Here is a 24,543-nt window from a genome sequence, read left to right as displayed (position 1 = left end):
ACCGATAGGCATTATTATTGATTAGCGCTTTCAAGTTTGTTACTCTTATAATTGAAAGTTTAGTAACAAACATTACATAGGGAGGAATTTATTATGGCATTTCAATTACCTGAATTACCTTACGCATACGATGCATTGGAGCCCCATATCGATAAGGAAACAATGAATATCCACCACACGAAGCATCACAACACATACGTAACAAATTTAAATAACGCGCTTGCAGGCCAAGACGAGCTGGCAAGCAAGTCAGTAGAAGAAGTTATTGCTAATCTTGATGCGGTTCCTGAGTCTGTTCGTACAGCTGTGCGCAACAATGGCGGCGGACATGCAAATCACACTTTATTCTGGCAGATTCTATCTCCAAATGGCGGTGGAGAGCCAACAGGCGCACTAGCTGATGCGATCAATAGCAAATTTGGAAGCGTAGAGAAATTCAAAGAAGAGTTTGCTGCAGCAGCTGCAGGCCGTTTCGGTTCTGGCTGGGCATGGCTCGTTGTTAACAACGGTGAACTAGAAGTAACAAGCACACCAAACCAAGACTCTCCAATTATGGAAGGAAAAACTCCAGTTCTTGGATTAGACGTTTGGGAGCATGCTTACTACTTGAACTATCAAAACCGTCGTCCAGACTACATCCAAGCATTTTGGAATGTCATTAACTGGGACGAAGCAGCGAAACGCTACGAAGCAGCAAAATAATGAAATAATAAAAAGCGGGCCTATTCAAAGGCTCGCTTTTTTGCATAACTTTGTCCTTTTCTCCAAACGATATAAGGAGAAAGGGGGATGCATCTTGTCGATCATTCGAAAGAGATTCCGCCACTTGGCACTGTCGAGAGATCTTGGACTGCTGCTGTTCATTGGCGGCTTATATTCCCTAAGTGTGGCGTTGTCCAATACGTTTGTGAACATTTTTTTGTGGAGGCAGTCAGGCCAATTTATTGATTTGGCTATTTATAATTTAGCAGCTGTTGTTTTTCAGCTGCTGGCTTATCTTGCTGCCGGCCAATGTGCAAAAAAAATGGATCGTGTGATTGTGTTAAGAATGGGTGTATTGTTTCTTAGTATTTTTTACATGGCTGTGTTATTTATCGGCAGTCAGGCATCGGAATGGATTGTCCTTCTTGGGGCTTTGCTTGGAATCGGCTATGGGTTTTACTGGCTCGCTTACAACGTTCTAACGTTTGAAATTACGGAACCGGAGACGAGAGATTTTTTTAATGGCTTTTTCGGGTCTTTACTTTCAGCAGGGGGAATGATTGGACCGATGCTCGCAGGCTTTATTATTAGCCGCTTCGCTTCGAACACAGGGTATTTCATTATTTTTGGCATTTCTCTTGGCTGTTTTCTTATCGCAGTTCTATTAAGTCTGCTGCTAAAACGGCGTCCATCACGAGGTCGTTTTCAATTATTGGCTGTTTGGAAGGAAAGAGATCGCCACCCTGATTGGAAACGGATTTTAAATGCGCACTTTTTCCAAGGATTGCGGGAAGGGGTCTTTGTTTTTGTCATTTCGGTTTTAGTGTTTATTACGACAGGAAGTGAGCTGGCCCTTGGCACATATGGATTGGTTTATTCGGGTGTTTCTTTTATTAGTTACTCGCTCGCTGTTAAATTAGTGAAGAAGCAATATCGAAAAAACGTGATTCTTGCCGGAGGTGTCATCCTTTTCTTATCGTTATTTCTCATTATAACAGATCTCACATTCACGAAGCTGCTCATATATGCGGCAGTAATTGCGGTTGCTTATCCATTTTTACTCGTTCCTTACTCATCGATGACATATGATGTAATCGGTCAAAGCAGACAGGCAGGCGAACGAAGAGTGGAATATATTGTGGTGAGGGAAGTATTTGTCAGCATCGGTCAAATGATTTCCATCTTATCTTTTATTGCTGCCATTACATTATTTGACGAAAAAGAAAGCATCCCGATCCTGCTTATTATTCTCGGAGCGGGACATAGCATTATTTATTTTTGCATTAGAAATGTGAACATGCGGTCTATGAGGGACTTGGTGAATTAATCCAAGCCCCTTTCTTGGGCCTAAATGTAGAAAAAAGATGGGAACTTGTTTAAAATGGGGAATAGAGAAATAATAGATTTTTTATAGAGAGGATAATGAATAGTGAAAAAAACAAAGAGAAAGAGGAAGACACATGTTCCATTTCGAATGAACATGATGTTTTTTGTTGTCTTTTTGCTTTTTTCGATCTTAATTTTCAGACTGGGTATTGTGCAAATCGTCCAGGGGGAAGATTATCAGCGGAAAATTGAGCGAACAGAAGACGTTACAGTAAATGCCAGTGTGCCGCGGGGGAAAATCTTTGATCGTAACGGTCAAATTATCGTGGACAATGTACCGCAAAACGCAATTACATATACGCGTAAAAAAGGTGCTTCACAAGAAGAAATGAGGGAAACAGCTGAAAAGCTTGCGAAGCTGATTGATAAAGAAACAGATCAAGTCACTGAACGTGATAAAAAAGATTTTTGGATTATGAAAAATGCCGAAGAGGTCAAACAAAAAATTACTCCTCAAGAGTGGGAGAAATACAAGGAAAATGAAATATCAGAAAAAGAGCTGTATCAAATGCAGCTCGATCGAATTACTGAAAAAGATTTAAGTTCATTGACAAATAACGAGCTGGAAGTGCTTGCGATTTATCGCGAATTTACTTCCGGTTATGCCATGACTCCACAAGTCGTCAAAAACAAAAATGTGACAGAGGAAGAATATGCGGTCGTCAGTGAAAACTTAGCATCTCTTCCAGGAGTGAATACAACGACTGACTGGGACCGAGCGTATGCTTACGACAAAACGCTGAAATCAGTGCTTGGGAATATCTCTTCTTCCCGTGAAGGACTGCCGAAAGAAATGGTTGATTTTTATCTTTCAAGAGATTATAGCCGTAATGATCGTGTTGGTAAAAGTTATATTGAATATCAGTATGAAGAGGTGCTCCGCGGCCAGAAAACAAAAGTGAAAAATATTACGGATAAGTCTGGAAACATTCTAGATTCCGAAGTCGTGCGAAAAGGGCGGCGCGGAGACGATTTAATTTTGACGATTGATATGGACTTACAGCAGGCAGTCGAAAAAATTATTGAAGATGAACTTGGGCAGGCGAAACGACAGGGAGGGCACCCCCTTCTGGATCGGGTGTTTGTGACCGTGATGGATCCAAATACAGGAGAAATACTAGCGCTTGCCGGAAAGAAATATGAAGTAAAAGACGGAAAAGCCTTAATGGCTGATTTTGCGCTTGGCAATATGACCACATCTTATACGATGGGTTCCGTCGTTAAAGGGGCAACTGTTTTAACTGGGTATATGACTGGTGCGATTCGTCCGGGGGAAACTCTTGTTGATGAACCGTTAAAATTCGCGGGAACTCCTCAAAAAAGTTCTTGGTTTAACCGCGGCGGTGCGTTAAGGATTAGTGATCAGTATGCTTTAATGCGTTCTTCCAACGTTTATATGTTTAAGACAGCGATGAAAATCGGAAACGCGAAGTACCGGCCGAATGCTGCATTAAAAATCGACCCAGAGGCTTTGCCGACGATGCGCCGTTATTTCAGCCAGTTTGGCCTCGGTGTACGTACGGGCATTGATCTTCCGAATGAACAAATTGGTTTTCAGGGAGAGATGACGCAGCCAGGTCTAGCGCTTGACTTTTCAATTGGCCAATTTGATACGTATACACCGCTGCAGTTAGCACAATATGTATCTACTATTGCGAATGGCGGTTATCGAATGAAGCCGCATATTGTCAAGGAAATTCGTCAGCCGGCAGCGAAAACGGGCAAAATCGGCCCAGTTGTTGAAGAAATCAAGCCTGAAGTGTTAAATCGCCTTGATGCAACTCCGGGGCAAATTAAGCAAGTGCAGGAAGGATTTCGGATGGTAATGAGCGGCTCGCAAGGAACCGCTAAAAAATATTTTGCAGGAGCTTCGTACAGTCCAGCCGGTAAAACGGGAACGGCAGAAGGGGTGTATGACGGGCCAAAGCGGGAACAATATTTAAAAAATGGCCAGCAGCTGCCAATGACTTGGAATATTAATCTAGTCGGCTATGCGCCTTATGATCACCCGGAAGTGGCTTTTGCTGTTGTTGTGCCATGGGCCTATCAAAGCGGCGGCAGCTCCGCGTCGATTAATAATATAGTCGGCCGAAAAGTACTCGATAAATATTTTGAATTAAAAGAGCAAAAAGCAAAAGAAGAAACATCAGATGTTATCGTTGAAAAAGATATCTACTCAAAAGATAGTAAAGAAGAGGAAGAAAGTGTGGAAGAAGAATAAACAGCCGGCTCCTGAAGCCGGCTGTTTTTTTGTTGAAAGACTATTGTTAACTGAAGTGGAAGATGCGAGACTTTTTCGGGAAAAGGGCATCTAAAGGAGACCCCTCAGGAGCCGGGGGCAGGTTCCAGTGCCTTAGTACCCTCAGCGGAAATCAACAGGCACGTTTAACAAAGACTTGTGGAAAAATGTCGGTTTACAAAACATTAACATTCTATTAAAACTTGTTTAACAGATTCCTGTTAATCTGATCACTGTAAAGAAAAACAAAACTTACGGGATATCAGGGGGAGAATAGGATGAAAAAGATAAAACTGTTAACAGGTGTAGCAATGATGAGTACTGCGCTTGTTCTTGGAGCATGCGGCAGTACAAATAACGAAGGAAATGCAGAGCAATCGGCAGAAGAAAATAAGCAAATGCAGGGAAATATTCAGATCGATGGTTCTTCGACTGTTTTTCCGATCATGGAAGCTGTATCTGAAGAATATATGATGGAACAACCCGATGTAAAGGTGACTGTCGGCCTTTCAGGAACAGGAGGCGGCTTTGAGAAATTTAGTGCTGGTGAAACGCAGCTAAGCAACGCATCCCGTCCGATTAAAGATGAAGAAAAAGCAGTCCTAGAAGAAAAAGGCATCGACTTTACAGAATTTAAGCTTGCTTACGATGGTCTCTCTGTCGTTGTAAATAAAGAGAATGATTGGGTGGACAGCCTGACGGTTGAAGAACTACAAAAAATCTGGATTGATAATGGAAAAACGAAAAAATGGTCTGATATTCGTAAAGGATGGCCGGAAGAGGAAATTAAGCTATATTCTCCCGGAACAGACTCGGGTACGTACGACTACTTTGATGAAGTCATTTTAGAAGATGCGCCGATTGATAAATCAGCTGTACTGTCTGAAGATGACAACGTACTGGTGCAGGGAGTAGCAGGGGAGAAGCAAGGAATCGGCTACTTTGGATATGCGTACTACCTAGAAAATAAAGATAAATTAAAAGTGGTTCCGGTTGATGGCGGGAAAGGTGCCGTTGAACCGACGAATGAAACAATCGAAAGCGGAGAATACGCTCCATTGTCAAGACCGCTGTTCACATATGCTGCTAATAAAGCGGTAGCCGACGATGCAGCTGTTTATGATTATTTGAAATTCACTCTTGAGAACGCAGGTGCATTGGCAGAGGAAGTCGGCTATGTCAAACTTCCAGACGAAGAGTATAAAAAAGCGCTGGAAACATTAGAAGCTTTAAAAAAATAATCTGAGAAATGAATGACAGTACGAGCGGGATGGAGAAATTCTGCCCGCTTGTATGGGGAGTTGAAAGGAGTTTTCAGTTTGAAAACGAACGATAAGCAAAATATTCCGGTTCGGCGTCTGCTTGATGAAAAATTTGAGAGCGGCTTTCTGAGCAGGAGGGAGAAAGTGATTCCGATCTTTCTCTTTCTCATGGCAGCTGTCTCTGTTGTGACAACGATTGGAATTGTGATGACGTTAATTGTTGAAACGTTTACCTTTTTTAAAGAAATAACAGTTACTGAGTTTTTGAGCGCAAAGGAATGGTATCCATTCTCTGAAAGCGCCGCCTCATACGGCATCTTGCCATTGTTCGTCGGCACATTGAAAATTACTTTAATCGCCTCAATAACAGCTGTTCCAATTGGGCTTGCTGTTGCCGTTTATTTAAGTGAATATGCGTCTGAAACAGTAAGGAAATTAATGAAACCTGTGTTGGAAGTATTGGCGGGAGTGCCGACCATTGTATATGGCTTCTTTGCATTAACTTTCGTCACACCCGTGCTTCGAACGATGTTTCCTTCATTAGAAATGTTCAATGCAATCAGTCCTGGAATCGTTGTCGGGATGATGATTATTCCGATGATCGTGTCCCTTTCAGAAGATGCACTTTCTTCTGTACCCCATGCTGTACGTCACGGGGCACTGGCACTCGGGGCAACGAAATGGGAAATGACCTGGCGGGTCGCTTTTCCAGCGGCTTTGTCAGGAATTACAGCTTCCATTGTATTAGCTATCTCTCGTGCCATCGGTGAAACGATGATCGTGTCTATTGCGGGGGGATCGACGCCGACAGCTTCATGGGATTTAACGGCTTCCCTGCAGACGATGACATCTTACATTGTCCAAGTAAGCACAGGCGACGTCGGGTATGGTACAACAATTTATTATAGTATTTATGCAGTTGGTTTTACGTTGTTTCTTTTTACACTTGCTATGAACATGCTGGCACAGCGAATTTCGAGGAAATTCAGGGAGGAGTACTAATGGATAATGCACAGAAAAATATTCGTACAGACGAAATGATGAAGAAGATTCCAGTCCGTCTCTTAAAAAACAAGTTGTATAAAGGACTATTTTTCTTCGCTGCTGTCTTTACTGTCGTTCTGTTAGTTGTGCTCCTTTTCCGGATTTTCTCACAAGGTGCCGGCTATCTTTCGTGGGATTTTCTTCAAAATTTTGCTTCAAGACGTCCCGAACAGGCGGGGATTAAGGCGGCAGTAGTCGGGACGCTTTGGATGATGGCTGTCGTTGTTCCTGTTTCTTTATTACTAGGTGTCGGCACAGCTATTTATTTAGAAGAATACGCAAAAAAAAATCGGATGACCCGCTTGATTCAAATGAATATTTCTAACCTTGCTGGTGTTCCTTCCATTGTTTTTGGCTTATTAGGGCTAACCATTTTTGTAAGGGTGTTTTACCTTGGAAATAGTGTATTGGCTGCTGGGTTAACGATGAGTCTTCTCATTCTTCCTGTCATTATTGTTGCTTCTCAAGAGGCGATTCGAGCAGTTCCGAAAGAATTAAGAGAGGCATCCTATGGTCTTGGGGCTACGAAATGGCAAACCATTTTGCGGGTGGTGCTGCCATCTGCCTTGGCAGGTATATTAACTGGAAGTATTCTTGCTTTCTCGCGTGCTATTGGAGAGACAGCTCCGTTAGTCGTTATCGGCATCCCGGCATTCGTTGCTTTTCTGCCTAAAAATGTGTTTGACCAGTTTACTGCCCTGCCAATGCAGATTTATAACTGGACGAGCAGACCGCAGGAAGAGTTTCACTTTCTTGCAGCTGCCGGCATTATTGTCTTGCTGATCATTTTAATTTTAATGAACTCAGCAGCCGTATTCGTTCGCAGCCGCTATGAAAAGAGATCATAAATCAACGGAAGAAGATACATGAGGAGGAAATGAAATGGCTATAGTAGCTTTTAAAACTCAAGCGGAAAAAATCAACGAACAATCATCGGCTGAACGCCGATCCGTTTACACGACAAAAAACTGTAATTTATGGTATGGCAATCACCATGCTTTAAAAAACATTAATCTTGATATGAAGGAAAGAGAAGTAACGGCTATTATTGGACCTTCAGGCTGTGGGAAATCAACTTATATTAAGACGTTAAACCGTATGGTAGACCTCGTTCCTAACGTCAAAACGTCAGGAACCATTGAGTATCGGGGAAGAAACATTTTCAGCAAAGATTTTCACGTGGAAGAGCTGCGTACCAGAGTCGGCATGGTGTTTCAAAAGCCGAACCCGTTTCCGAAGTCAATCTTTGAAAATATTGCATTTGGATTAAGAATTCATGGGGTGAAAAACAAAAAAGTCATTTACGAAACAGTTGAGAAAAGTTTGCGTCAGGCCGCCATTTGGGAGGAAGTAAAAGACAGAATGCATGAACCGGCCTATGGATTATCCGGCGGCCAGCAGCAGCGGCTTTGTATTGCCCGCAGTTTGGCTCTTGAGCCAGATGTATTATTAATGGATGAGCCGACTTCGGCACTTGATCCCGTATCGACATTAAAAGTGGAAGAGCTGATTGAGGATTTGAAAGAGAATTATTCAATTATTATTGTGACACATAATATGCAGCAAGCATCCCGGATTTCAGATAAAACAGCCTTCTTCCTAAACGGGGAAGTCGTAGAGTATAACGATACGTATACGATTTTCAACAACCCGGCAGACCACCGTACACAAGACTACATCACAGGAAGATTCGGTTAACAAAAAAAAGCGGAAGCGCCTGTTCTGCTCCGAAGGGCAAATGTTCTTCACCCAGGGAAGTCGTCCTTTGCCTTCATTGGGTGAAGGTTATTTGACCCAAGGAGCAAGGCGCTGCAGCTGGACAAGAAAAGCGGAAGCGCCTGTTTTGCTCCGACAGGAAAATAATCATGACCAAATAGACGATACCCCTAAAGTATAACTTTAGGGGTATCCCTTGTATGCTTCTTTGAACTTGTCCGTTGCCTTCGCCTTCTCCGCGAGAGCCTTCGTGCTTTCCACTTCAATCAACTCATTAAAAAATAATTGTTTGAACTTTGTCAAAAAAATCGAAAGAAAAAGGCTGACCCAAAAGTCGTTTTTAACGGCTTTTGGGTCAGCCTCTATTTAGTTGTTAGAACAACCGCTATTTCTTTCATCGTCATAGAAGGGTGGAGAGTATGCTCGCCAATTTGGAGTTTGGCGGCATAGCCGTTTTCGGTCAAATATGTATTGAAGGTTTCGCTGTCTTGGATGATGCCCGCTTTTTCCAAAAGGCGTCCGGCTTCGGAAGAGGACATGCCAGGCTCGATTCGTAACTTGTATGATCCCTTCTTAGCTGTTGCCTCTTTCTTTGTTTCTTTTCCTGAAGTCTTATTTTTTTGACTAGTTAAGCGATGTAAATCCTGCTGTAAATTCTCTTTTTCTAACTTTTGTTGCTCTGCTTCATCAGCGGATAGTACGGTATAGTGTTTTTCCTCCAGCTTCTTTATCATGGTTTTGTCGGACAATGATGTAGAAGTGCCCCATCCATTATAAAGGAAAAGAGCAAGTGAAGCGGCGAGCAGTCCGAATGCAAATGCCCTCATCGTTTGTTTATTCATTTCATCAACCTTCCCTTTGATTCATGTATGGTGTTAAAATATACTGGACTTGTGAAAGGGAAAGAGAGGACTGTTTTGCGATATCATCTATTTTTGTTCCCTGGTAGTAAAGAGAAATCACTTGATTTTTAAGAATTTCGTTAATACTTGCCGTTTCTTCAGCGGCAGGAGAGCCTTCATGTGAAAGAGGGACAGGGGGCCCAATTAATAATTCCTCCTCAAGTACTTTTATTTGTTTTTTTAATTGATACGTCTCTTGTAAGAATTGCATAGACAACTCTTCGACTTCTTTTTCGAGCAGGCGGGAGCGGTCTTTTAAGAAGAAAGATAGCAATAGAAAAATGATACCCGCTGCAGCCAGTCCGATAACTAGTCCATTCATTTTTATTATTCACCTCACTGTGCAATCTATGTCTAGTTATAGCATATTTAAGGCAGACATTCATAGTGTTAGACAGGTCTAAAAAGAGAGAGAAGAAAAATTTTGATTAAGCGGAAGAACAGAGAAAGTCGGACTAGCATTTATTACAGAAAAGTGCTATTATAGAAAAGTCGTAAATGAAGATACAAATGTATTGAAAAGTTTGGAGGGAAAAAAAGATGCGCGTAAATATCACATTAGCATGCACTGAATGCGGTGATCGTAATTATATCTCTACTAAAAACAAGCGTAACAATCCTGATCGTCTTGAACTGAAAAAATATTGTTCAAGAGAAAAGCGTGTTACTGCACACCGTGAAACAAAGTAAGCAGCAGGGATTTATTTCCTGCTGTTTTTTTGTATATAAAAAACGTAACTAGTCAATGAATGGAGGCTGTCTTATAGTGGAAAAACAGGTCGTAAGGCGTCAAGTGAAAGAAGAGCTGTCAAAAATGAGCAAGTGTACATATGAACAGCTTTCTTTTCAAATTGCCCGTCAATTATTTTCCCTTAAAGAATGGAAAGAAGCACAGACAGTAGCTGTGACAGTTTCTAACGTACCTGAAGTGGATACATGGCAAATTATTCGGCAAGGATGGATGGAAGGGAAAAAGATGGTCGTACCGAAGTGTGTGCCGGCAGAGAGAGCGATGCGTTTCTACGAACTAAAATCTTTTACTGAACTAGAAATGGTGTATTTTGGTTTGTACGAACCCAATCCATCAAGCACTTGTTTAGTAGACCGTGCAGAAATGGAGTTGATTCTCGTTCCTGGCCTTGCCTTTAGCCGATCCGGCAGCCGTCTTGGCTTTGGAGGCGGATATTACGACCGGTTCTTAATGGGATATGAAGGCAAAACAGCTGCTCTTGCTTTTTCACAGCAGCTATTGGAAAATCTGCCTAGGGAGCCTCATGATGTGCCGGTGATGAAGCTCATTACGGAAGATGAAATGATCAGTTGCACGCCGGAGCATTAATACGCCTTTCTTTACAACCGCTTTTTCTGTTCGTTATAGTTACAATAGAAAGAAAACGAATAAAGGCAGTGATGAAATGGGGTCTTATGAAAATAGCTTGTTCTGGAAGATGGCATACTTTTTAGTTGTAGAACAGGATTACCACATTGTCCAGATGCATGAGAACCGTCAAGAAATGTTATTGGAGAATTTGTCGAATAAATCGGCACAGATCATTCGAATGGTGCATAGTGAACTAGATTGGGGCAGCCGGATGCGCCGTGACATTCAGCAAACAGCAGCAGTGGGAGAAAGCATTCGTAAACAGCTGGTGAAACGAGAGCTGACCGTTATTAATATTTATTTGTCTCCTTATCCACCGATCGATGAATATGCATCCTACATAAAGGAACCTTTTTATTTTCCAAAAGGAAAGCGGACGAAAGTCTCTTCCATCTTGTTTTCTTATGGTCATATGAGTCAAGCAGCGAAGTCTTTCGGCCGTTTATTTTCGGGAAGTATAGAACCGGCTTTTTTTGAGGCGGGGTCTGAGGAAGAGACAGCTGCTTACAGACGGACAGCCCTTGCTCATTCGCTCAAAAGAAGCGAGGAAGATAAAAAATTGTTTCACTTTTCCACTCCTTTCTTTTCTCGTATGTTTATAGCTGTTCAAGTGATTGTATTTTTATTGTTAGAGCTAACCGGGGGCAGTACAGATGCACGAAATTTAATTCGTTTTGGTGCAAAGTTTAACCCGCTCATTCTCGAAGGGGAGTGGTGGCGCTTCTTTACTCCTATTTTTTTACATATAGGTTTCTTGCATCTCCTTATGAATACATTCGCTCTTTATTTCCTTGGTACAGCGGTAGAGCAGATATATGGCCGTTTCCGTTTTCTCTTCATCTACTTATTTTCAGGGTTTGTAGGAACATTGGCCAGCTTTGTGTTAAATGATCATCTATCTGCCGGGGCCAGTGGTGCGATCTTCGGCTGTTTCGGTGCCTTACTTTACTTCGGCCTTATTTATCCGCGCTTGTTTTTTCGAACAATGGGTATGAACGTGATTGTTGTGATTGGCATTAATCTCGTTTTTGGTTTCTCGGTCCCGGGGATTGATAATGCAGGACATATAGGCGGTTTAATAGGTGGTTTTTTAGCTACGGGTGCCGTTCATTTTCCAACGAAGAAAAACCCGCTTATGCAATTCGTCTTTTTTGTGGCGGCACTTTTATTGTCGGCAGGCGGCTTATATGCAGGTTTTCTAAAGTGAGTGCACGTATAAGGTTGTCAAAAGCTTGCCAGTGTGTAAAGATTCTCTTATCCAATCTTAACGAGGGAGCTATTTGAACTAGGATGAAAACGATGTGGGACGTACAGCAGCTTTTAAAGAGATATGGGGTTTTCGTTTATGTAGGCGACCGTTTAGCAGACCTAGAATTAATGGAAGCGGAACTCAGAGACTTGTACCAGTCGCAATTGATGGAAGGACAGGAGTTTCAGCAGGCGGTTCTAATCTTGCGTCGGGAACGGCGGATGGAAAAGGAGAAGCAGGCCCGCAGATCATGAATAAGTGAAAACTGGGATTGTTTCAAGAATGGATATTCCTTTTGAACGGCTAGTATATCATCAGTGATTGTATACTATATGTGATCATAAGGGAGATACCTTCTTTTGAGACAATCTCTTTTTTTTTCGGAGAATTTAGTAAGATGAAACTTTTTGTTTTATGATACGTATAATTGAGTAGACGTCAGACTATTATTCTACAAAATCTCTGTTTTTCTTCGTTTGCTTTTTTGTAAAAAAAGTATTAAGATTAGCTATGATGTTTTTAAAGTGGACGGTTTTATACAGAGTTATCCGCATGCTTTGTGTTAAGGAGGTCATTAAATGAAGGGAACCTTACGCAACAATGTATCTCTCATCTCTGTTGTCGTTTTGTTCTTATGGATTAAAACGTATATTATCTATCAAACAAGCTTTAATATTGAAATTGAAAATACATTACAGGCGTTTATTTTGTTTATCAATCCATTAAGCTTTATTATGCTGATCATAGGGATTAGCATGTTCTTTAGGAGCGATAAGGGAAGAAACCGTTATCTGATGTTCATCGGTTTTCTACTCACTTTCTTGCTTTATGCGAACGTAGTTTTCTATCGTTTTTTTAACGATTTCATTACGATGCCTTTATTGTTTCAGACAAGCAATTTTGCAGATTTAGGCAATAGTGTCACGGAAGAATTTAAATGGTATGATGTTTTTTATTTTGCGGACCTCGTTGTATTAGCAGTGATCTTAAAAGTAAAGCCAAAGTTCGTGAATTTTCATACCGTGCCGAAAATGCATCGCCGGGCTTATTTTCTGGCAGCTGCTGCTATGTTCTTTTTAAACTTGGGCTTGTCTGAAATTGAGCGCCCTCAATTATTGACAAGAACATTCGACCGTGAAATGCTTGTCAAAAATATTGGTACATTTAATTATCATATTTATGATGTTATTTTGCAGTCCAAGTCATCTGCGCAGCGGGCGCTGGCGGATGGCAGTGAATTGGCTGATATCGAAAACTATTCAGACGCAAATTATGCTAAGCCGAACGATCAGTTATTTGGTGTAGCGAAAGGCAAAAATCTAATTGTCGTATCTGTAGAATCTACCCAGGAATTTGTGATCAACAACAAAGTAAACGGCCAGGAAATTACGCCGTTTATGAATCAATTCGCAAAAGAAAGTTTATATTTTAATAACTTTTATCACCAAACGGGACAAGGTAAAACATCAGACGCTGAGTTTCTTATTGAAAACTCGCTTTATCCATTAAGCCGTGGAGCTGTTTTCTTTACGCATTCAGGCAATGAGTTCAACTCTATGGCAGAGAGATTACATGAAAACGGTTATTATTCAAACGCGATGCATGCCAACAATAAAAGCTTCTGGAATCGTGACATCATGTACAAATCTTTAGGGTATGAGCGCTTCTATGAAGTGGGCGATTATGATGTAAATGAAGATAACAGCGTAAACTGGGGAATGAAAGATATTCCATTTTTTGAACAGTCCGTGCAGCATATGAAAGAAATGCCTAAGCCGTTCTATTCGAAACTTCTTACGCTAACGAACCATCATCCATTTTATTACGATGAAGAAGACAAATTTATCGATGAATTCACTTCTAAGAGCGGTACACTAAACCGTTATTTCGTCACTGTGCGTTATACAGATGAAGCGCTAAAGAAATTCATTGGTGACTTAAAAGCTTCCGGACTCTATGAGAACTCAGTCATTGTCCTTTATGGAGACCATTATGGAATTTCTGAAAATCATAACGAAGCAATGGGTCAGTATTTAGGTAAAGAAGTGACACCGTTCGTTTCGACTCAGCTGCAAAAGGTACCGTTTATGATTCATATCCCTGGTGTAAAAGGCAGAGTTATTGATAAAGTAGGCGGTCAAGTGGATGTTCGTCCAACATTGCTTCACTTACTCGGCATCCAAACAAAAGATGATTTAGAGCTCGGTCAAGATTTATTATCTGAAGATCATGAAGACTTAGCTGTATTTCGTGATGGACGCTTCGTCACGAAAGATTATGTCTATGCAGATAACAAATGCTGGGATAAGGCAACCGAACAGCCGACAGATAAGAATTACTGCGTACCATACATGGAAAAAGCATCTACTGAATTGAATTATTCAGATCGAATTATTTATGGTGACTTGCTTCGCTTCTATGATCCAGATTCAGCTAAAAAATAAGATAAACGAAAAAGCCCGCCGGCAGCCGGCGGGCTTTTTTACTTGTGATATGTGATAAAGGATACTATGTTTACATTTATAGATCGTTGAAAAATAAAAAACCTTCTCTGCTAACAGCAGTGAAGGTTTTTGTCTGGAAAATGAATTAGGCACCAGGATATCCGTTGTGAATAACGGTCATGATTGTAAACCAGCCAAATATTCCTAGTGTGCCAAATCCGAAAAGAATGCCTAAAACATTTTTGTTTTTTAAAGCGCTCAACGTGCTGAATACGGCGAGAAGAGCTACTAGAGCAAAGATAATTACTAAGCCGTTCATAGTCACACTCCTTTCTTCGATTGTTCGATCATTGTGTAATCGAAGGTAATTATGTAAAATCAGTACATATACATTCACTATTCTATAGTTTTTTTCTTTGTTTGTCGAGTTGAAAAAGCGATTGTTCTTTAAAAAGACACCATTGATTGGTACGATAAAGATAATGAAAAAGGAAAGGTGTGCGAATAAAAAATGGATTGGATCCAACTGCCATTAGGCGCATTGCAAACAAATTGTTACATACTATCTAATCAGGCGAAAGAGTGTATTGTGTTTGATCCCGGGGCCGAGGGAGAAAAACTTGTTCAGTGGTTAAACAAAAATGATCTAAAGCCCCTCGCTATTTTGTTAACACATGCCCATTTTGATCATATTGGTGCCGTAGAGCAAGTGAGGCAGGCATTTAATATTCCTGTTTATCTGCATAAGGAAGAAGAGGATTGGCTTGTTAATCCAGCTTTGAATGGATCAGCCCGCTTTCAACTTGGGGAAGTAAGCGGTCAGCCGGCTGATTACCTGTTGAAAGATGAAGCATCTTTAGAAATAGGAAGCTTTTCGTTTCAACTGTTTCACACACCGGGCCATTCACCAGGCAGTGTTTCGTACTTTTTTGAAGAAGGAAATGTATTATTTGCCGGCGATACGTTATTTATGGGCAGCATTGGCCGCACGGATTTACCGGGTGGTAATCACGAGCAGCTGCTTAAAAGCATTCATGATCATTTATTGACATTACCGGAAGAAGTTATCGTTTTGCCTGGCCATGGACCAGCGACAATGATTGGTGACGAAATGGAAAGTAATCCATTTTTAAACGGCTTTTAAGATGAATAGCCGTACTCTTAGAAGTAACGAGCTTTTTCTCTCTATGCTGTCATGAATAGTATTTGATGGATTGCTCCGTACTATTCATGACAATGCAGAAGCCTGCTATGTTTTTGAGGGCAGTTTAATGAAGACTGTATTCAATAAAAAAAGCCGGTCGTCATCGACCGGCTGACAGTGCCATGGAATTAATGGCCTGCTCCAGGAGTTACCATAAAGGTAGTCCAATAACTGTATCCGCAGAAGAAAACAGTTAAGTATGCTGCGAAAATATACATATACATACGTTCAGTTAAATTTAAATATCCTACAATTAAGAAGAATCCTGTCTGTCCGAGGAAGAGCAATGCCGTTTTATTCATATCGCCAAGATAGAACATGACAGCAAAGATTCCAGTCCAGAATGCTAATACGCGGAACATGCGGTCCATTATGTATCCCTCCTTTACCCTTCACTCCATCAGTATATAATTATAATAGAACGATGACAGTATTGTAAACATAACTTTCACTCACTTTGTGACGATTGCGTGATATTCTATCCACTTTTGTTATTTATATCCCTTGATTGCATCCTATTGCAGGTGGTAATAGCGTGCCCCGCTTTGTCCATTTTACGTAAAAAATTTGTGTCATTAGAGAAGGAGTTTATACAATGGTGTCGAATAAAGTCTAAGTAGCCTAGTTGAAAGGTGGTGAAATGAAAAAAAATGATGATTGAAGAAACGGTTGAGCAGCTTTTACAAGAAGCACTTACCTTCGATTCTACGGACATTCACTTTACTCCCCGTAAGCATGGTTATGCTGTTCAAATCCGCTCACACGGCCAACTGCTTCCCCATTGTGAATTTTCATTGCGCGAAGGCGAAAGGCTGATCTCTCATTTTAAATTTATGGCTTCTATGGATATCGGAGAAAAAAGGAAGCCGCAAAGCGGTTCGTTCCAGCTCGAAGTCTTGGGATTTTTAATTTCTTTACGAATTTCTACCCTGCCCACTGCCCTTTCAAAAGAAAGCCTCGTGATTCGATTACTCCCCCAGCAAGGTGTCCCTGATTTACTTCAGCTTTCTCTTTTTCCGAGTTCTGCTAAAAAACTCCTCGCCTTCCTATCACATGCCCATGGATTAATTATCTTCACCGGGCCAACAGGAAGTGGTAAAACAACTACACTCTATTCCCTTATCCAGCATAGCGCTAGTCAACATGGCCGAAATGTGATCACTCTCGAAGATCCTGTGGAAAAACAAAACGACCAGTGGCTGCAAGTACAAGTCAATGAAAAAGCAGGTGTGACATACTCTGCTGGGTTGAAAGCGATCTTAAGACATGATCCAGACGTGATCATGGTTGGAGAAATCCGTGATGAAGAAACGGCGAGAATTGCGATACGGGCAGCACTTACAGGACATTTAGTACTTACCACACTTCATACACGTGACGCTAAAGGAGCTGTGTTTCGTCTGCTTGAATTTGGCTTGAAATGGCATGAAATTCAGCAGACGCTAGTCGGTGTAACTGCGCAGCGTCTCGTCAACCTTCTCTGTTCGAAATGCGGGGCAGATTGCTCTCCCCATTGCCGCTCGGGAAAAAAACGTAAACAGGCCACTGTCTATGAAATATTAAACGGCTCTGATTTGCAGGCCGTATTGAAGGAAGCGAAAGGGGAACAAAGTACGTATCACTACCCGCTGTTAAAAGATTTGTTAAGGAAGGGGATTGCCCTTGGATATCTCTCTCAAACTGAATATGATCGTTGGATATTTGAGGAAACGGAAGATGGGGAAATACCAAGGTGAATTTATTTTTAGATTAGGAAAGATGCTGAATCAAGGCTTTACGATCGGTCAAGCACTCGAGTTTTTGTTAATGAATTTTGATCGTAACCATCGTGAATCCATTCATCTGATCCAATCTGAATTAAATGTCGGTACGCCTCTGAATGAAATTCTCCTCAAGCTAGGCTTCCCATCTATGATCTGTCTTCAAGTGTACTTTGCCGAAAAGCATGGCCGTCTGCCAGAAACGCTGACCCAGGCAGGCGAGCATTGGAAAAAAACAGAACAAGCGAAAGAAAAACTAGCCAAGCTGCTGCAATATCCGCTTTTTTTACTGTTTCTTTTGTTTTTGCTGTTATTTCTACTTAATAGGTTTTTAATGCCGCGATTGGAAGAGTTATATTCTACGCTTGGTTTTACTCCGAGCGGCGGCACGTTTCTGCTTATTACCTTTTTGCAAAAGTCTCCATCTCTCTTTGTTTTTGCTGCTGTCAGCCTCATCATGATTTTCTTCTTCTCTTTCTATCATTATCAGAAACAAACTCCTCACAATAAAATCAAATGGCTCATTAAAACCCCTATCGTTTCTGTTTACTTCTCTTTATTATTTACCCGGCTTTTTGCTAAAGAAGTTGCTTATTTATTGCAAAGCGGCTTTGCTGTTAATGAAATTCTGCTTATTTTACAGGAGCAGACGATGCATCCAATGTTGCAACATATCGCTATAGAGATTAATTATCGGTTAGTTACCGGTCAGTCGTTTGCGGAAGCGGCGGAACAGATGCCTTGTTTCGTCTCCCAGCTTCCCCGTATTCTTCGTCATGGTGAAATGAATGGACGGCTCGCTCAGGAATTGCTCATATTCAGCCAATTTTGTGAGGTGCTCATTGAAAAAAAGATAAAGAGAGGATTAGCGATCCTGCAGCCTGCTATCTTTTTATTTGTTGGTCTTGTTGTCGTTTCTATTTATTTGTCTGTGATGGTGCCGATGTTCCAAATGGTCGGTTCAATTTAAAGATGGAGGATCTATTCATGAAGAAAAAAAGGATGAGAAACAATCAATTAGGATTTACTTTAATTGAAATGATGATCGTTCTGCTAGTCATTTCGGTTTTACTATTCGTTGCTATTCCGAACGTGGCAAAACAAAGCAATAATATTAATGAGAAAGGCTGTACAGCGTTTAAACAAATGGTACAAGGGCAGGTGCAGGCTTATCGAATCGATTTAAAGAAATACCCCGCTTCCATTGCAGACATGATTGATAAAGGTTATTTGAGAGAGGGTGAGAAAGATTGTCCGAATGGAGATGAATTAAAGATTGGAGCAGATGGAGAAGTATCGATTGTTAAATAAGTTGGCTGTATCAATAAAGAAGGAAAAGGGTTTTACTATCATTGAGACGATAATCGTTCTTATGGTTATACTCGTTTTGTTATCCGCAGCTGTACTGCCATTTCCTAAGCTTGCTGCTAACTTTGAAAAAGAGAAATTTCTTAATCAGCTGCAAGCGGATCTTTTTTTAGCGCAGTCATATGCGGCAGCGAAGCAGGAGGTAGTAGAGGTTAGATTTATTCGTGCTAATAATTGCTATGTTATACGATCGGCTGCTCTCTTTTCGGACATGGCTATTCAAAGGGAATTGCCCGATACGATGCAATATGCCGAGAGCTCATTGGCGAATCTGTCTTTTTTGCCCAACGGAAACACGACCAGTTTTGGGACGGTTCGCTTTAAGTATCGGGATCGGTTGATTTCTGTAGTTTTTCAAATTGGCAAGGGGAGATTTTATGTTAAAGAAGAATGAAAAAGGGTTTACACTGGCAGAAAGTCTGCTTTCGCTTATGATCATGGCTATGCTGGCCGCTTTTATATTGCCGTTTATGGTGCAGATGACGAGCCAGTCAAAAGCATTGTGGGATAAACAAAGAGGGATGAGAATTCTTTATGAAGAGGGAGAGAAAAGGTGGAATGAAAGAAGAGATTTTCACGTTGTCTATAATGAAGCAGGAGAAATGTATGATATTTCCTGGGAAACAACGAAAGCAGCTGCTTGTTTGGAAGTGTCCCAACAAGAGATCTGTATTAAAGAACAGTGAAGGATTTACGATGATAGAATCTTTGCTTGTTTTATTCATATTTATAGGGATTGCTGCTCTATTTCCTCTTGCCTATGGGGCAGTCTATCGAACAGAAGAGAAGCTTGATCCAGAAAGAAAAGCAGAGTGGGAGCTGTTTGTGCTTCAGCTTAGAAAGGAACTGTATTTATCCCGCACGTTGTCCATAGCTGAAGACGAGTTAACAATTGTCCATGATAGTGATACGATTACACTCCAAATATTCAATGAAGGCATTCGAAGACGGGTCAATGGAAAAGGTCATGAAATGATTCTGCAGGAAGTTTCTTTTTTTCAATTCTACCCATGCAGTTCTTCTCTATGTGTCGAGGCAGCTTTTAAAAATGGTGAAAAAGAACAAGCAAAGTTCCACATTTTCAACGGAGGGACATGATGAAATGTTTCATAGATAATGAGAAAGGGATCCTGCTGCCCTACACATTGCTGCTTTTTGTCATCGTTTGTACAGCTGCTATTTTTGGAACAAGTATCTTCGTCAGTAAGCAGCAGACGGCTTTATTCTTAACGGACTATTACGAAACGAAAGTAATGGAGTTAATGACACTTCAACATGCTGTATGGCTTTTAGAAAGTGAAGAAGCCATTTCAGGCACATACCGTACAAACCGTGGGGAAGTGATTTATGCATCCGCACCGAATAAAGGAGAAGACGTAGTCGTTATTCATTTAAAAACGATAAAAACAGACACCCGGTTTTCATCTAGAATTATTTATCATTTGAATGAACGCCGGATCATTCAATGGTTTGAATAACAAGGGGACTGCTGTTTAAAATGAGGGGAAATTGGAAAAACTGACATCGACCATGGGAGGCGATGTTAATGAATGAATATGTAAAATACTTTATGGGGGCTTTTTTTGGTTACTTAAATGAGCCCAAACGAGTAAGAAAAGAAAAACGCCGGCAGAAACAGGCCGGGCGCCCTGCTTTCTCTGCTAGATGGTTCGGCCTGCTTCCTTGGGCGCTGCGCCAGTTATTTCATAAAAAGTGACGGGCAGCGCTATTTACATATGAATGAAGCGGTTCTCATTTATTCCACATTAACCGGCAGTAAGCCCCCGTCTCAAGGCTTTAGGTTGTTTCTAAAAAGCATAGGCGGGGAGAAACGCCCGATCCGTTCAACTAACCACCAGCGGGTAAAGAAAATTCCCAGCTACGGAAGTTGCACTTTATCCGCTGGAAGGATGCAGGTAAATGAGGCCGCCGTTAATCGTATCTACATAAATTCTTGGCGAATATTGTTTTTCAAGTGCCGCTTTTTCAATAAAGTAAGCCTCGGGCTTTTTCTCCTCGTTTTCATAAAAGTCATCAAGTAAAGTTAAATCTTCGTTCCACTTCATTCGCGCTTTTACAGCCCAATCATGGTTTTCGTTTTCAATTTGAGAAGTTAAAAAACGCTGCAGCCGCTTAACGCCGCTTGTAGGTTTGATTAAAGGAGTAATGGTAAAAGAATAATCGGGAATTTTTGATACTAAAGATTTGTAGCTCAGTTGACCCATAAAGTCTTCTTGAATCACGCCATTAATTAAATTAAGACCGAATGAATGAAACATATCTTTTTTGCGATTAGCCTCATAAGAAACTTTCATATTGACTAACAGCCAGGGGTGAAGAGCCTGCCGGCTGTCCGTTGTTTTTTGTTCGTAAAGACGGATAAAACTAGTATGCTGCTTGGCAGATTGGAAAATTTGCTGCAATCGCGGAGTGCCAAAATGAACGCTTTCTCCTTTCAGCTCCTTAGGGGCTTTCGACTGCTCGGTAATAAGGGTTAATGAAAGCGGTTCGCCCTTCATTCCTGTTTTTTCAGCATAATGCCAGTAAAATGGCCGGTTCATCAGCTCTTTATCCAGCTCAGGGGTTAGTTTGACAGTGAGTGAACCTTCTGTTTCTTCTAAAAAGGTACATTCAGCCGCTTTAAAATAAGTGTTAAGAAATAGATGAATTTCGTTTTTCAGCAAATGCGTCCTCTCCTTTTTTCCATTCGTTTGCGAGTTCAATAGCTGCCTCGAGATTTTTCATCTTCACTTGTAATTCACCTTCTGTTTTTGAATGCTGAAAAATATCAGTTAAGTGTTCTTGCATATTAGGAATTTCCATCCTCTCTAAAATGTCATCAAGCTGCCCGACTGCTTGTTCAAATAAATGAATTTTTTCATAGAGAAGCTGGAGAATTCTGTCTTCAATCGTATCTTCAATGCTGAAATTGTAAATATGTACATCCTCAGATTGTCCAAAACGGTGAACACGGCCAATCCTTTGTTCAAGCCGCATAGGATTCCATGGAAGATCAAAGTTGATTAAATGATGGCAAAACTGCAAATTCAGCCCTTCGCCGCCGGCCTCAGTTGCAATTAAGACCTGGGCGTGCTGCTGAAACAGCTGTTTCATCCAATCTTTTTTTCCGCGCTTAAAGCCGCCGCGAAAGGGAACAGATGAAATGCCATGTTGTTTAAAAAACCATTGTAAATATAGCTGGGTGGCCCGGTATTCCGTGAAAATAATGACTTTGTCGTCGATCGAATGAACGAGTTCTAATGCTTTTTGCGCTTTTGAATTTTGCGCAATGTTTTGGATATGAGATAACACCTCTTGAAAACTTTCCGGAAAGGCAAGTTCGTTTCCGTATAATTTCTTTGCCATATTTTTCAACGTGAAAAAGACGGCTTCTTTGCTGCTGCAAGCTTCTCTCTGCAAGGTGAGTAACGACAAGGCAGAGCTGATCTCCTGAGGCTGGCTGCGGACAAACTGTTGAAGTGTGTCGTAAAGCGCACGCTCCTCATCCGTGAATGTTACTTTGATGGATTCCACTTTTCTAGCCGTCCACTCTACCCCTGTGTCCTGACGGCGGTTGCGGATCATCACTTTATTCATCAGCTTCATTAAATGCTGGTGGTTTTGTACTTGCCGGTCTCCTTTTTTAAATTGATCGGTAAATTGTCCTTCGCTTCCTAGATGACCAGGCTTCAACAGTGAAACGAGATGAAACATTTCATCCAATCGATTTTGAATAGGCGTCGCTGTCAGGAGCAGACAAAACTTCTTTTTTAAATGGCGGACAAACTGATAGTTTTTTGTTTTATGATTTTTTAATTTATGAGCTTCATCAATAATGACTAAATCGTAGTCTTGTTCATAAATTTTTTCTTTGTGAGGACTTCGTTTCGCTGTATCAATGGAAGAGATGACAATATCATATTGATCCCAGGCATAAAACTTTTTCTGGGCCACGGCTGGAATATAAAACTTGGTGTTCAATTCATCAGCCCATTGTGAAACGAGGGAAGCGGGAGCTAAGATCAATACTTTTTTTACGAGACCCCGTATTAAATATTCTTTTAATACGAGTCCTGCCTCGATCGTTTTCCCAAGTCCTACTTCATCGGCTAAAATGGCTTTTCCATTCATTTCCTCGATGACTTTTCTTGCCGCTTCAAGCTGATGGGGAAGAGGAGTGAGACCTGGCAAAAACTTAGGGGCTAACAATCCTTCAAAATTCGACACCATCATTCGTGTTTCCATTTTTACAGTTGATTGAAAAAGCGACCAGCTTCCCCACGGTCCATCTTGTTCAATTCTTTTCTCTAACTCTTCTTCCCATGCGTGGTTAAAGTGTATATCTACGTTCATTTTAAAAACTCCTTTATAAAATGTATTGCCGAAACCTCACCTTTAATGGTAGGATGTAAAGGAACTAAATATTATGTCATTTTGCAAAAAACGAACATTATTGATTGTTTCTAATCAGGTGTTCATAGTATACCCATTTATTAATTAAATATAGCGAATGAAGGCAAGGGGAGAGACTGTTTATACAGCGCCGAAGGAGCAAACAAACTTTTTGTGAATCTCTCAGGCAAAAGAACTCTTGCTGGACGCATCTCTGGAGAGTGTTTCGTCATCGAAACCACCAAAGAAGACAGCCCATTTGATGGGGGTAAACTTTCAGGTTCAAGGACAGAGGACAACTTTTATAAGCTGTTCTCTGTCCTTTTTTATATTCAGAACGGATGGAACCGCAAAATGACGATGAAACAATAAGCATTGAAAGGGGCAGGAGAATGGGAGAACTAAAGCGTACGCCGCTGTTTGAACTGTATAAACAATATGGGGCAAAAACCATTGATTTTGGTGGATGGGAGCTCCCTGTTCAGTTTTCAAGTATTAAAGAGGAGCATGAAGCTGTCCGGACGAAGGCTGGTCTTTTTGATGTATCCCACATGGGAGAGATTACAGTCAAGGGAAAAGACGCCTTAGCTTTCTTGCAAAAAATGATGACGAATGACTTGTCAAAGCTGCAGCCCGACCGTGCCATGTATACAATTATGTGCAATGAACAAGGAGGTACGATCGATGACTTGCTCGTCTACATGCTGGCTGAAGAAGACTACCTGCTTGTCGTGAATGCCGCAAATACCGAGAAGGATTTCCAGTGGCTGAAAGAGCATGGGACAGGAGAAGTGCAAATAAACAATGTATCGCAGGATTGGGCGCAGCTTGCCATTCAAGGACCGGCTGCTGAAAGCATTCTTCAAAAGCTTGTAGCCGGTGTTGACTTACAAGACATCAAGTCATTTGCATTTCGCCAGCATGTCAGCATCAATGGTGCACATGCTCTAGTGTCACGGACTGGATACACAGGAGAAGATGGTTTTGAGATTTATAGTCAAAGCGGCGATGCAGGGAAGATATGGAAGGATCTATTAGAAGCGGGCGAAGAGGAAGGCTTAGTTCCATGCGGCCTGGGTGCACGTGATACATTGCGTTTTGAAGCGAATCTGGCATTATATGGTCAGGAACTGTCAGAAGATATATCGCCAATTGAAGCGGGCCTTGGCTTTGCTGTTAAAACAAATAAAGAAGAATTTATCGGACTCACAGCTTTAAAAGAGCAGAAGGAAAATGGCTCTAAGCGGAAGCTGATTGGTCTTGAAATGATTGATAGGGGGATCCCGCGTCATGGCTATCCCGTTTTTTCAGGAGAAGAAGCGGCAGGTCACGTAACGACGGGTACGCAATCACCGACATTAAAGAAAAATATTGGTCTTGCATTAGTCAAAGCCGAGCTGGCTGTACCAGACCAGGAATTGTTCGTAGAGATCCGGGGTAAAAAACTAGCAGCAAAAACAGTGAAACCGCCATTTTATAAACGTTCAAAATAAG

Annotated in this window: 28 protein-coding genes and 2 riboswitches; of the genes, 22 read left to right on the top strand and 6 right to left on the bottom strand. The window is 41.2% G+C overall.

From position 1 onward, the window contains the following. Window positions 1–93 precede the first annotated feature (93 nt). From sodA to pstB, 7 genes are all read left to right on the top strand, one after another. A complete protein-coding gene (gene sodA, locus QYG89_RS01520; RefSeq protein WP_404313859.1) occupies window positions 94–702 on the top strand; it encodes a superoxide dismutase SodA in 609 nt (202 codons plus the stop codon). Window positions 703–796: 94 nt separating this feature from the next. Further along, window positions 797–2,029 carry an MFS transporter gene (locus tag QYG89_RS01515; RefSeq protein WP_404313858.1) on the top strand — a complete coding sequence of 411 codons (1,233 nt, stop codon included), beginning with the start codon at window positions 797–799 and terminating at the stop codon, window positions 2,027–2,029. Between the two features lie 147 nt (window positions 2,030–2,176). Further along, window positions 2,177–4,309, top strand: a complete 2,133-nt coding sequence (locus tag QYG89_RS01510) for a peptidoglycan D,D-transpeptidase FtsI family protein (RefSeq protein WP_449727741.1) — start codon at window positions 2,177–2,179, stop codon at window positions 4,307–4,309. A gap of 296 nt (window positions 4,310–4,605) precedes the next feature. Further along, window positions 4,606–5,568, top strand: a complete 963-nt coding sequence (locus QYG89_RS01505) for a PstS family phosphate ABC transporter substrate-binding protein (RefSeq protein ID WP_404313857.1) — start codon at window positions 4,606–4,608, stop codon at window positions 5,566–5,568. A 78-nt stretch (window positions 5,569–5,646) separates the two neighbouring features. Further along, window positions 5,647–6,591, top strand: coding sequence for a phosphate ABC transporter permease subunit PstC (gene pstC, locus QYG89_RS01500; RefSeq protein ID WP_404313856.1), 945 nt, complete (start codon window positions 5,647–5,649; stop codon window positions 6,589–6,591). Continuing rightward, window positions 6,591–7,481, top strand: a complete 891-nt coding sequence (gene pstA / locus QYG89_RS01495; RefSeq protein WP_404313855.1) for a phosphate ABC transporter permease PstA — start codon at window positions 6,591–6,593, stop codon at window positions 7,479–7,481. Before pstC ends, pstA begins: the two co-directional genes overlap by 1 nt. A gap of 34 nt (window positions 7,482–7,515) precedes the next feature. After that, window positions 7,516–8,331, top strand: coding sequence for a phosphate ABC transporter ATP-binding protein PstB (pstB, locus tag QYG89_RS01490; RefSeq protein ID WP_404313854.1), 816 nt, complete (start codon window positions 7,516–7,518; stop codon window positions 8,329–8,331). Between the two features lie 380 nt (window positions 8,332–8,711). Here pstB and QYG89_RS01485 read toward each other — a convergent pair whose 3' ends face one another. Both QYG89_RS01485 and QYG89_RS01480 read right to left on the bottom strand, forming a co-directional pair. Further along, window positions 8,712–9,191, bottom strand: coding sequence for a hypothetical protein (locus QYG89_RS01485; RefSeq protein WP_404313853.1), 480 nt, complete (start codon window positions 9,189–9,191; stop codon window positions 8,712–8,714). 4 nt (window positions 9,192–9,195) lie between these two features. Then, window positions 9,196–9,573 carry a hypothetical protein gene (locus tag QYG89_RS01480; protein ID WP_404313852.1) on the bottom strand — a complete coding sequence of 126 codons (378 nt, stop codon included), beginning with the start codon at window positions 9,571–9,573 and terminating at the stop codon, window positions 9,196–9,198. 218 nt (window positions 9,574–9,791) lie between these two features. Here QYG89_RS01480 and rpmG point away from each other — a divergent pair, with 218 nt between their 5' ends. From rpmG to QYG89_RS01455, 5 genes are all read left to right on the top strand, one after another. Next, complete coding sequence (gene rpmG / locus QYG89_RS01475) at window positions 9,792–9,941, top strand: 50S ribosomal protein L33 (RefSeq protein ID WP_077247170.1); 150 nt, start codon at window positions 9,792–9,794, stop codon at window positions 9,939–9,941. 76 nt (window positions 9,942–10,017) lie between these two features. After that, a complete protein-coding gene (locus tag QYG89_RS01470) occupies window positions 10,018–10,590 on the top strand; it encodes a 5-formyltetrahydrofolate cyclo-ligase (protein ID WP_404313851.1) in 573 nt (190 codons plus the stop codon). Between the two features lie 76 nt (window positions 10,591–10,666). Further along, a complete protein-coding gene (locus QYG89_RS01465) occupies window positions 10,667–11,839 on the top strand; it encodes a rhomboid family intramembrane serine protease (protein ID WP_404313850.1) in 1,173 nt (390 codons plus the stop codon). A gap of 83 nt (window positions 11,840–11,922) precedes the next feature. Continuing rightward, window positions 11,923–12,135: a YqgQ family protein gene (locus QYG89_RS01460; protein WP_404313849.1), complete on the top strand. Its 213-nt coding sequence runs from the start codon at window positions 11,923–11,925 to the stop codon at window positions 12,133–12,135. Between the two features lie 324 nt (window positions 12,136–12,459). Beyond that, window positions 12,460–14,325, top strand: coding sequence for an LTA synthase family protein (locus QYG89_RS01455; RefSeq protein ID WP_404313848.1), 1,866 nt, complete (start codon window positions 12,460–12,462; stop codon window positions 14,323–14,325). Between the two features lie 145 nt (window positions 14,326–14,470). On the opposite strand, the gene QYG89_RS01450 is transcribed toward QYG89_RS01455, so the two are convergent. After that, window positions 14,471–14,644: a DUF2759 domain-containing protein gene (locus QYG89_RS01450; RefSeq protein WP_404313847.1), complete on the bottom strand. Its 174-nt coding sequence runs from the start codon at window positions 14,642–14,644 to the stop codon at window positions 14,471–14,473. Window positions 14,645–14,836: 192 nt separating this feature from the next. Here QYG89_RS01450 and QYG89_RS01445 point away from each other — a divergent pair, with 192 nt between their 5' ends. Next, entirely contained in the window at window positions 14,837–15,469 is a 633-nt protein-coding gene (locus tag QYG89_RS01445) for an MBL fold metallo-hydrolase (RefSeq protein ID WP_404313846.1), read from the top strand. A 188-nt stretch (window positions 15,470–15,657) separates the two neighbouring features. Here QYG89_RS01445 and QYG89_RS01440 read toward each other — a convergent pair whose 3' ends face one another. Beyond that, a complete protein-coding gene (locus QYG89_RS01440; RefSeq protein ID WP_404313845.1) occupies window positions 15,658–15,900 on the bottom strand; it encodes a DUF2626 domain-containing protein in 243 nt (80 codons plus the stop codon). A gap of 279 nt (window positions 15,901–16,179) precedes the next feature. Between QYG89_RS01440 and comGA the strand changes: the two genes are divergently transcribed. The 8 genes from comGA (at window position 16,180) to QYG89_RS01400 (ending at window position 20,374) form a co-directional block, all read left to right on the top strand. Beyond that, the gene (gene comGA / locus QYG89_RS01435; RefSeq protein ID WP_404313844.1) at window positions 16,180–17,265 is read left to right on the top strand and encodes a competence type IV pilus ATPase ComGA; all 1,086 of its coding nucleotides are present in this window, start codon (window positions 16,180–16,182) and stop codon (window positions 17,263–17,265) included. Further along, window positions 17,246–18,259: a competence type IV pilus assembly protein ComGB gene (gene comGB / locus QYG89_RS01430; RefSeq protein ID WP_404313843.1), complete on the top strand. Its 1,014-nt coding sequence runs from the start codon at window positions 17,246–17,248 to the stop codon at window positions 18,257–18,259. The genes comGA and comGB overlap by 20 nt, the downstream gene beginning before the upstream one ends. A 17-nt stretch (window positions 18,260–18,276) precedes the next feature. After that, window positions 18,277–18,600 (top strand): competence type IV pilus major pilin ComGC, encoded by a 324-nt coding sequence (comGC, locus tag QYG89_RS01425; RefSeq protein WP_404313842.1) that lies wholly within the window; start codon window positions 18,277–18,279, stop codon window positions 18,598–18,600. Next, window positions 18,590–19,051, top strand: coding sequence for a competence type IV pilus minor pilin ComGD (gene comGD, locus QYG89_RS01420; RefSeq protein WP_404313841.1), 462 nt, complete (start codon window positions 18,590–18,592; stop codon window positions 19,049–19,051). Before comGC ends, comGD begins: the two co-directional genes overlap by 11 nt. Further along, window positions 19,035–19,343, top strand: a complete 309-nt coding sequence (locus QYG89_RS01415) for a type II secretion system protein (protein ID WP_404313840.1) — start codon at window positions 19,035–19,037, stop codon at window positions 19,341–19,343. Before comGD ends, QYG89_RS01415 begins: the two co-directional genes overlap by 17 nt. Before the next feature lie 10 nt (window positions 19,344–19,353). Then, a complete protein-coding gene (comGF, locus tag QYG89_RS01410; protein ID WP_404313839.1) occupies window positions 19,354–19,755 on the top strand; it encodes a competence type IV pilus minor pilin ComGF in 402 nt (133 codons plus the stop codon). After that, window positions 19,755–20,135: a hypothetical protein gene (locus tag QYG89_RS01405; RefSeq protein WP_404313838.1), complete on the top strand. Its 381-nt coding sequence runs from the start codon at window positions 19,755–19,757 to the stop codon at window positions 20,133–20,135. Before comGF ends, QYG89_RS01405 begins: the two co-directional genes overlap by 1 nt. Window positions 20,136–20,203: 68 nt before the next feature. After that, the gene (locus QYG89_RS01400) at window positions 20,204–20,374 is read left to right on the top strand and encodes a YqzE family protein (RefSeq protein ID WP_404313837.1); all 171 of its coding nucleotides are present in this window, start codon (window positions 20,204–20,206) and stop codon (window positions 20,372–20,374) included. A gap of 178 nt (window positions 20,375–20,552) precedes the next feature. Here QYG89_RS01400 and QYG89_RS01395 read toward each other — a convergent pair whose 3' ends face one another. Together QYG89_RS01395 and QYG89_RS01390 are read right to left on the bottom strand one after the other, a co-directional pair. Further along, window positions 20,553–21,341, bottom strand: a complete 789-nt coding sequence (locus QYG89_RS01395; RefSeq protein ID WP_404313836.1) for a YqhG family protein — start codon at window positions 21,339–21,341, stop codon at window positions 20,553–20,555. Next, the gene (locus QYG89_RS01390; protein ID WP_404313835.1) at window positions 21,310–23,010 is read right to left on the bottom strand and encodes a DEAD/DEAH box helicase; all 1,701 of its coding nucleotides are present in this window, start codon (window positions 23,008–23,010) and stop codon (window positions 21,310–21,312) included. Before QYG89_RS01390 ends, QYG89_RS01395 begins: the two co-directional genes overlap by 32 nt. Before the next feature lie 157 nt (window positions 23,011–23,167). Further along, window positions 23,168–23,258, top strand: a riboswitch (glycine riboswitch). Window positions 23,259–23,261: 3 nt separating this feature from the next. Further along, window positions 23,262–23,343, top strand: a riboswitch (glycine riboswitch). A gap of 98 nt (window positions 23,344–23,441) precedes the next feature. On the opposite strand from QYG89_RS01390, the gene gcvT reads away from it, so the two are divergent. Continuing rightward, a complete protein-coding gene (gene gcvT / locus QYG89_RS01385) occupies window positions 23,442–24,542 on the top strand; it encodes a glycine cleavage system aminomethyltransferase GcvT (RefSeq protein WP_404313834.1) in 1,101 nt (366 codons plus the stop codon). Window position 24,543 lies beyond the last annotated feature (1 nt).

Source organism: Bacillus lumedeiriae (genome assembly GCF_044891285.1).
GTDB classification, from domain to species: Bacteria; Bacillota; Bacilli; order Bacillales; family Domibacillaceae; genus Pseudobacillus; species Pseudobacillus lumedeiriae.
The sequence above is the reverse complement of the archived record's forward strand: the minus strand, read 5'-3'. Positions and strand labels throughout refer to the sequence as shown.

Excerpts from the sequence above, each read along its gene's own strand:
- QYG89_RS01440 (WP_404313845.1), bottom strand. The coding sequence starts at position 15,900 with ATGGACCGCATGTTCCGCGTATTAGCATTCTGGACTGGAATCTTTGCT.
- pstA (WP_404313855.1), top strand. The coding sequence starts at position 6,591 with ATGGATAATGCACAGAAAAATATTCGTACAGACGAAATGATGAAGAAG.
- QYG89_RS01445 (WP_404313846.1), top strand. The coding sequence starts at position 14,837 with ATGGATTGGATCCAACTGCCATTAGGCGCATTGCAAACAAATTGTTAC.
- QYG89_RS01405 (WP_404313838.1), top strand. The coding sequence starts at position 19,755 with ATGAAATGTTTCATAGATAATGAGAAAGGGATCCTGCTGCCCTACACA.
- QYG89_RS01505 (WP_404313857.1), top strand. The coding sequence starts at position 4,606 with ATGAAAAAGATAAAACTGTTAACAGGTGTAGCAATGATGAGTACTGCG.
- QYG89_RS01415 (WP_404313840.1), top strand. The coding sequence starts at position 19,035 with ATGTTAAAGAAGAATGAAAAAGGGTTTACACTGGCAGAAAGTCTGCTT.
- comGF (WP_404313839.1), top strand. The coding sequence starts at position 19,354 with ATGATAGAATCTTTGCTTGTTTTATTCATATTTATAGGGATTGCTGCT.
- QYG89_RS01480 (WP_404313852.1), bottom strand. The coding sequence starts at position 9,573 with ATGAATGGACTAGTTATCGGACTGGCTGCAGCGGGTATCATTTTTCTA.
- sodA (WP_404313859.1), top strand. The coding sequence starts at position 94 with ATGGCATTTCAATTACCTGAATTACCTTACGCATACGATGCATTGGAG.
- gcvT (WP_404313834.1), top strand. The coding sequence starts at position 23,442 with ATGGGAGAACTAAAGCGTACGCCGCTGTTTGAACTGTATAAACAATAT.
- comGB (WP_404313843.1), top strand. The coding sequence starts at position 17,246 with ATGGGGAAATACCAAGGTGAATTTATTTTTAGATTAGGAAAGATGCTG.
- rpmG (WP_077247170.1), top strand. The coding sequence starts at position 9,792 with ATGCGCGTAAATATCACATTAGCATGCACTGAATGCGGTGATCGTAAT.
- comGC (WP_404313842.1), top strand. The coding sequence starts at position 18,277 with ATGAAGAAAAAAAGGATGAGAAACAATCAATTAGGATTTACTTTAATT.
- QYG89_RS01465 (WP_404313850.1), top strand. The coding sequence starts at position 10,667 with ATGGGGTCTTATGAAAATAGCTTGTTCTGGAAGATGGCATACTTTTTA.
- QYG89_RS01450 (WP_404313847.1), bottom strand. The coding sequence starts at position 14,644 with ATGAACGGCTTAGTAATTATCTTTGCTCTAGTAGCTCTTCTCGCCGTA.
- QYG89_RS01460 (WP_404313849.1), top strand. The coding sequence starts at position 11,923 with ATGAAAACGATGTGGGACGTACAGCAGCTTTTAAAGAGATATGGGGTT.
- QYG89_RS01390 (WP_404313835.1), bottom strand. The coding sequence starts at position 23,010 with ATGAACGTAGATATACACTTTAACCACGCATGGGAAGAAGAGTTAGAG.
- comGA (WP_404313844.1), top strand. The coding sequence starts at position 16,180 with ATGATGATTGAAGAAACGGTTGAGCAGCTTTTACAAGAAGCACTTACC.
- QYG89_RS01510 (WP_449727741.1), top strand. The coding sequence starts at position 2,177 with ATGAACATGATGTTTTTTGTTGTCTTTTTGCTTTTTTCGATCTTAATT.
- QYG89_RS01485 (WP_404313853.1), bottom strand. The coding sequence starts at position 9,191 with ATGAATAAACAAACGATGAGGGCATTTGCATTCGGACTGCTCGCCGCT.
- QYG89_RS01400 (WP_404313837.1), top strand. The coding sequence starts at position 20,204 with ATGAATGAATATGTAAAATACTTTATGGGGGCTTTTTTTGGTTACTTA.
- QYG89_RS01455 (WP_404313848.1), top strand. The coding sequence starts at position 12,460 with ATGAAGGGAACCTTACGCAACAATGTATCTCTCATCTCTGTTGTCGTT.
- pstB (WP_404313854.1), top strand. The coding sequence starts at position 7,516 with ATGGCTATAGTAGCTTTTAAAACTCAAGCGGAAAAAATCAACGAACAA.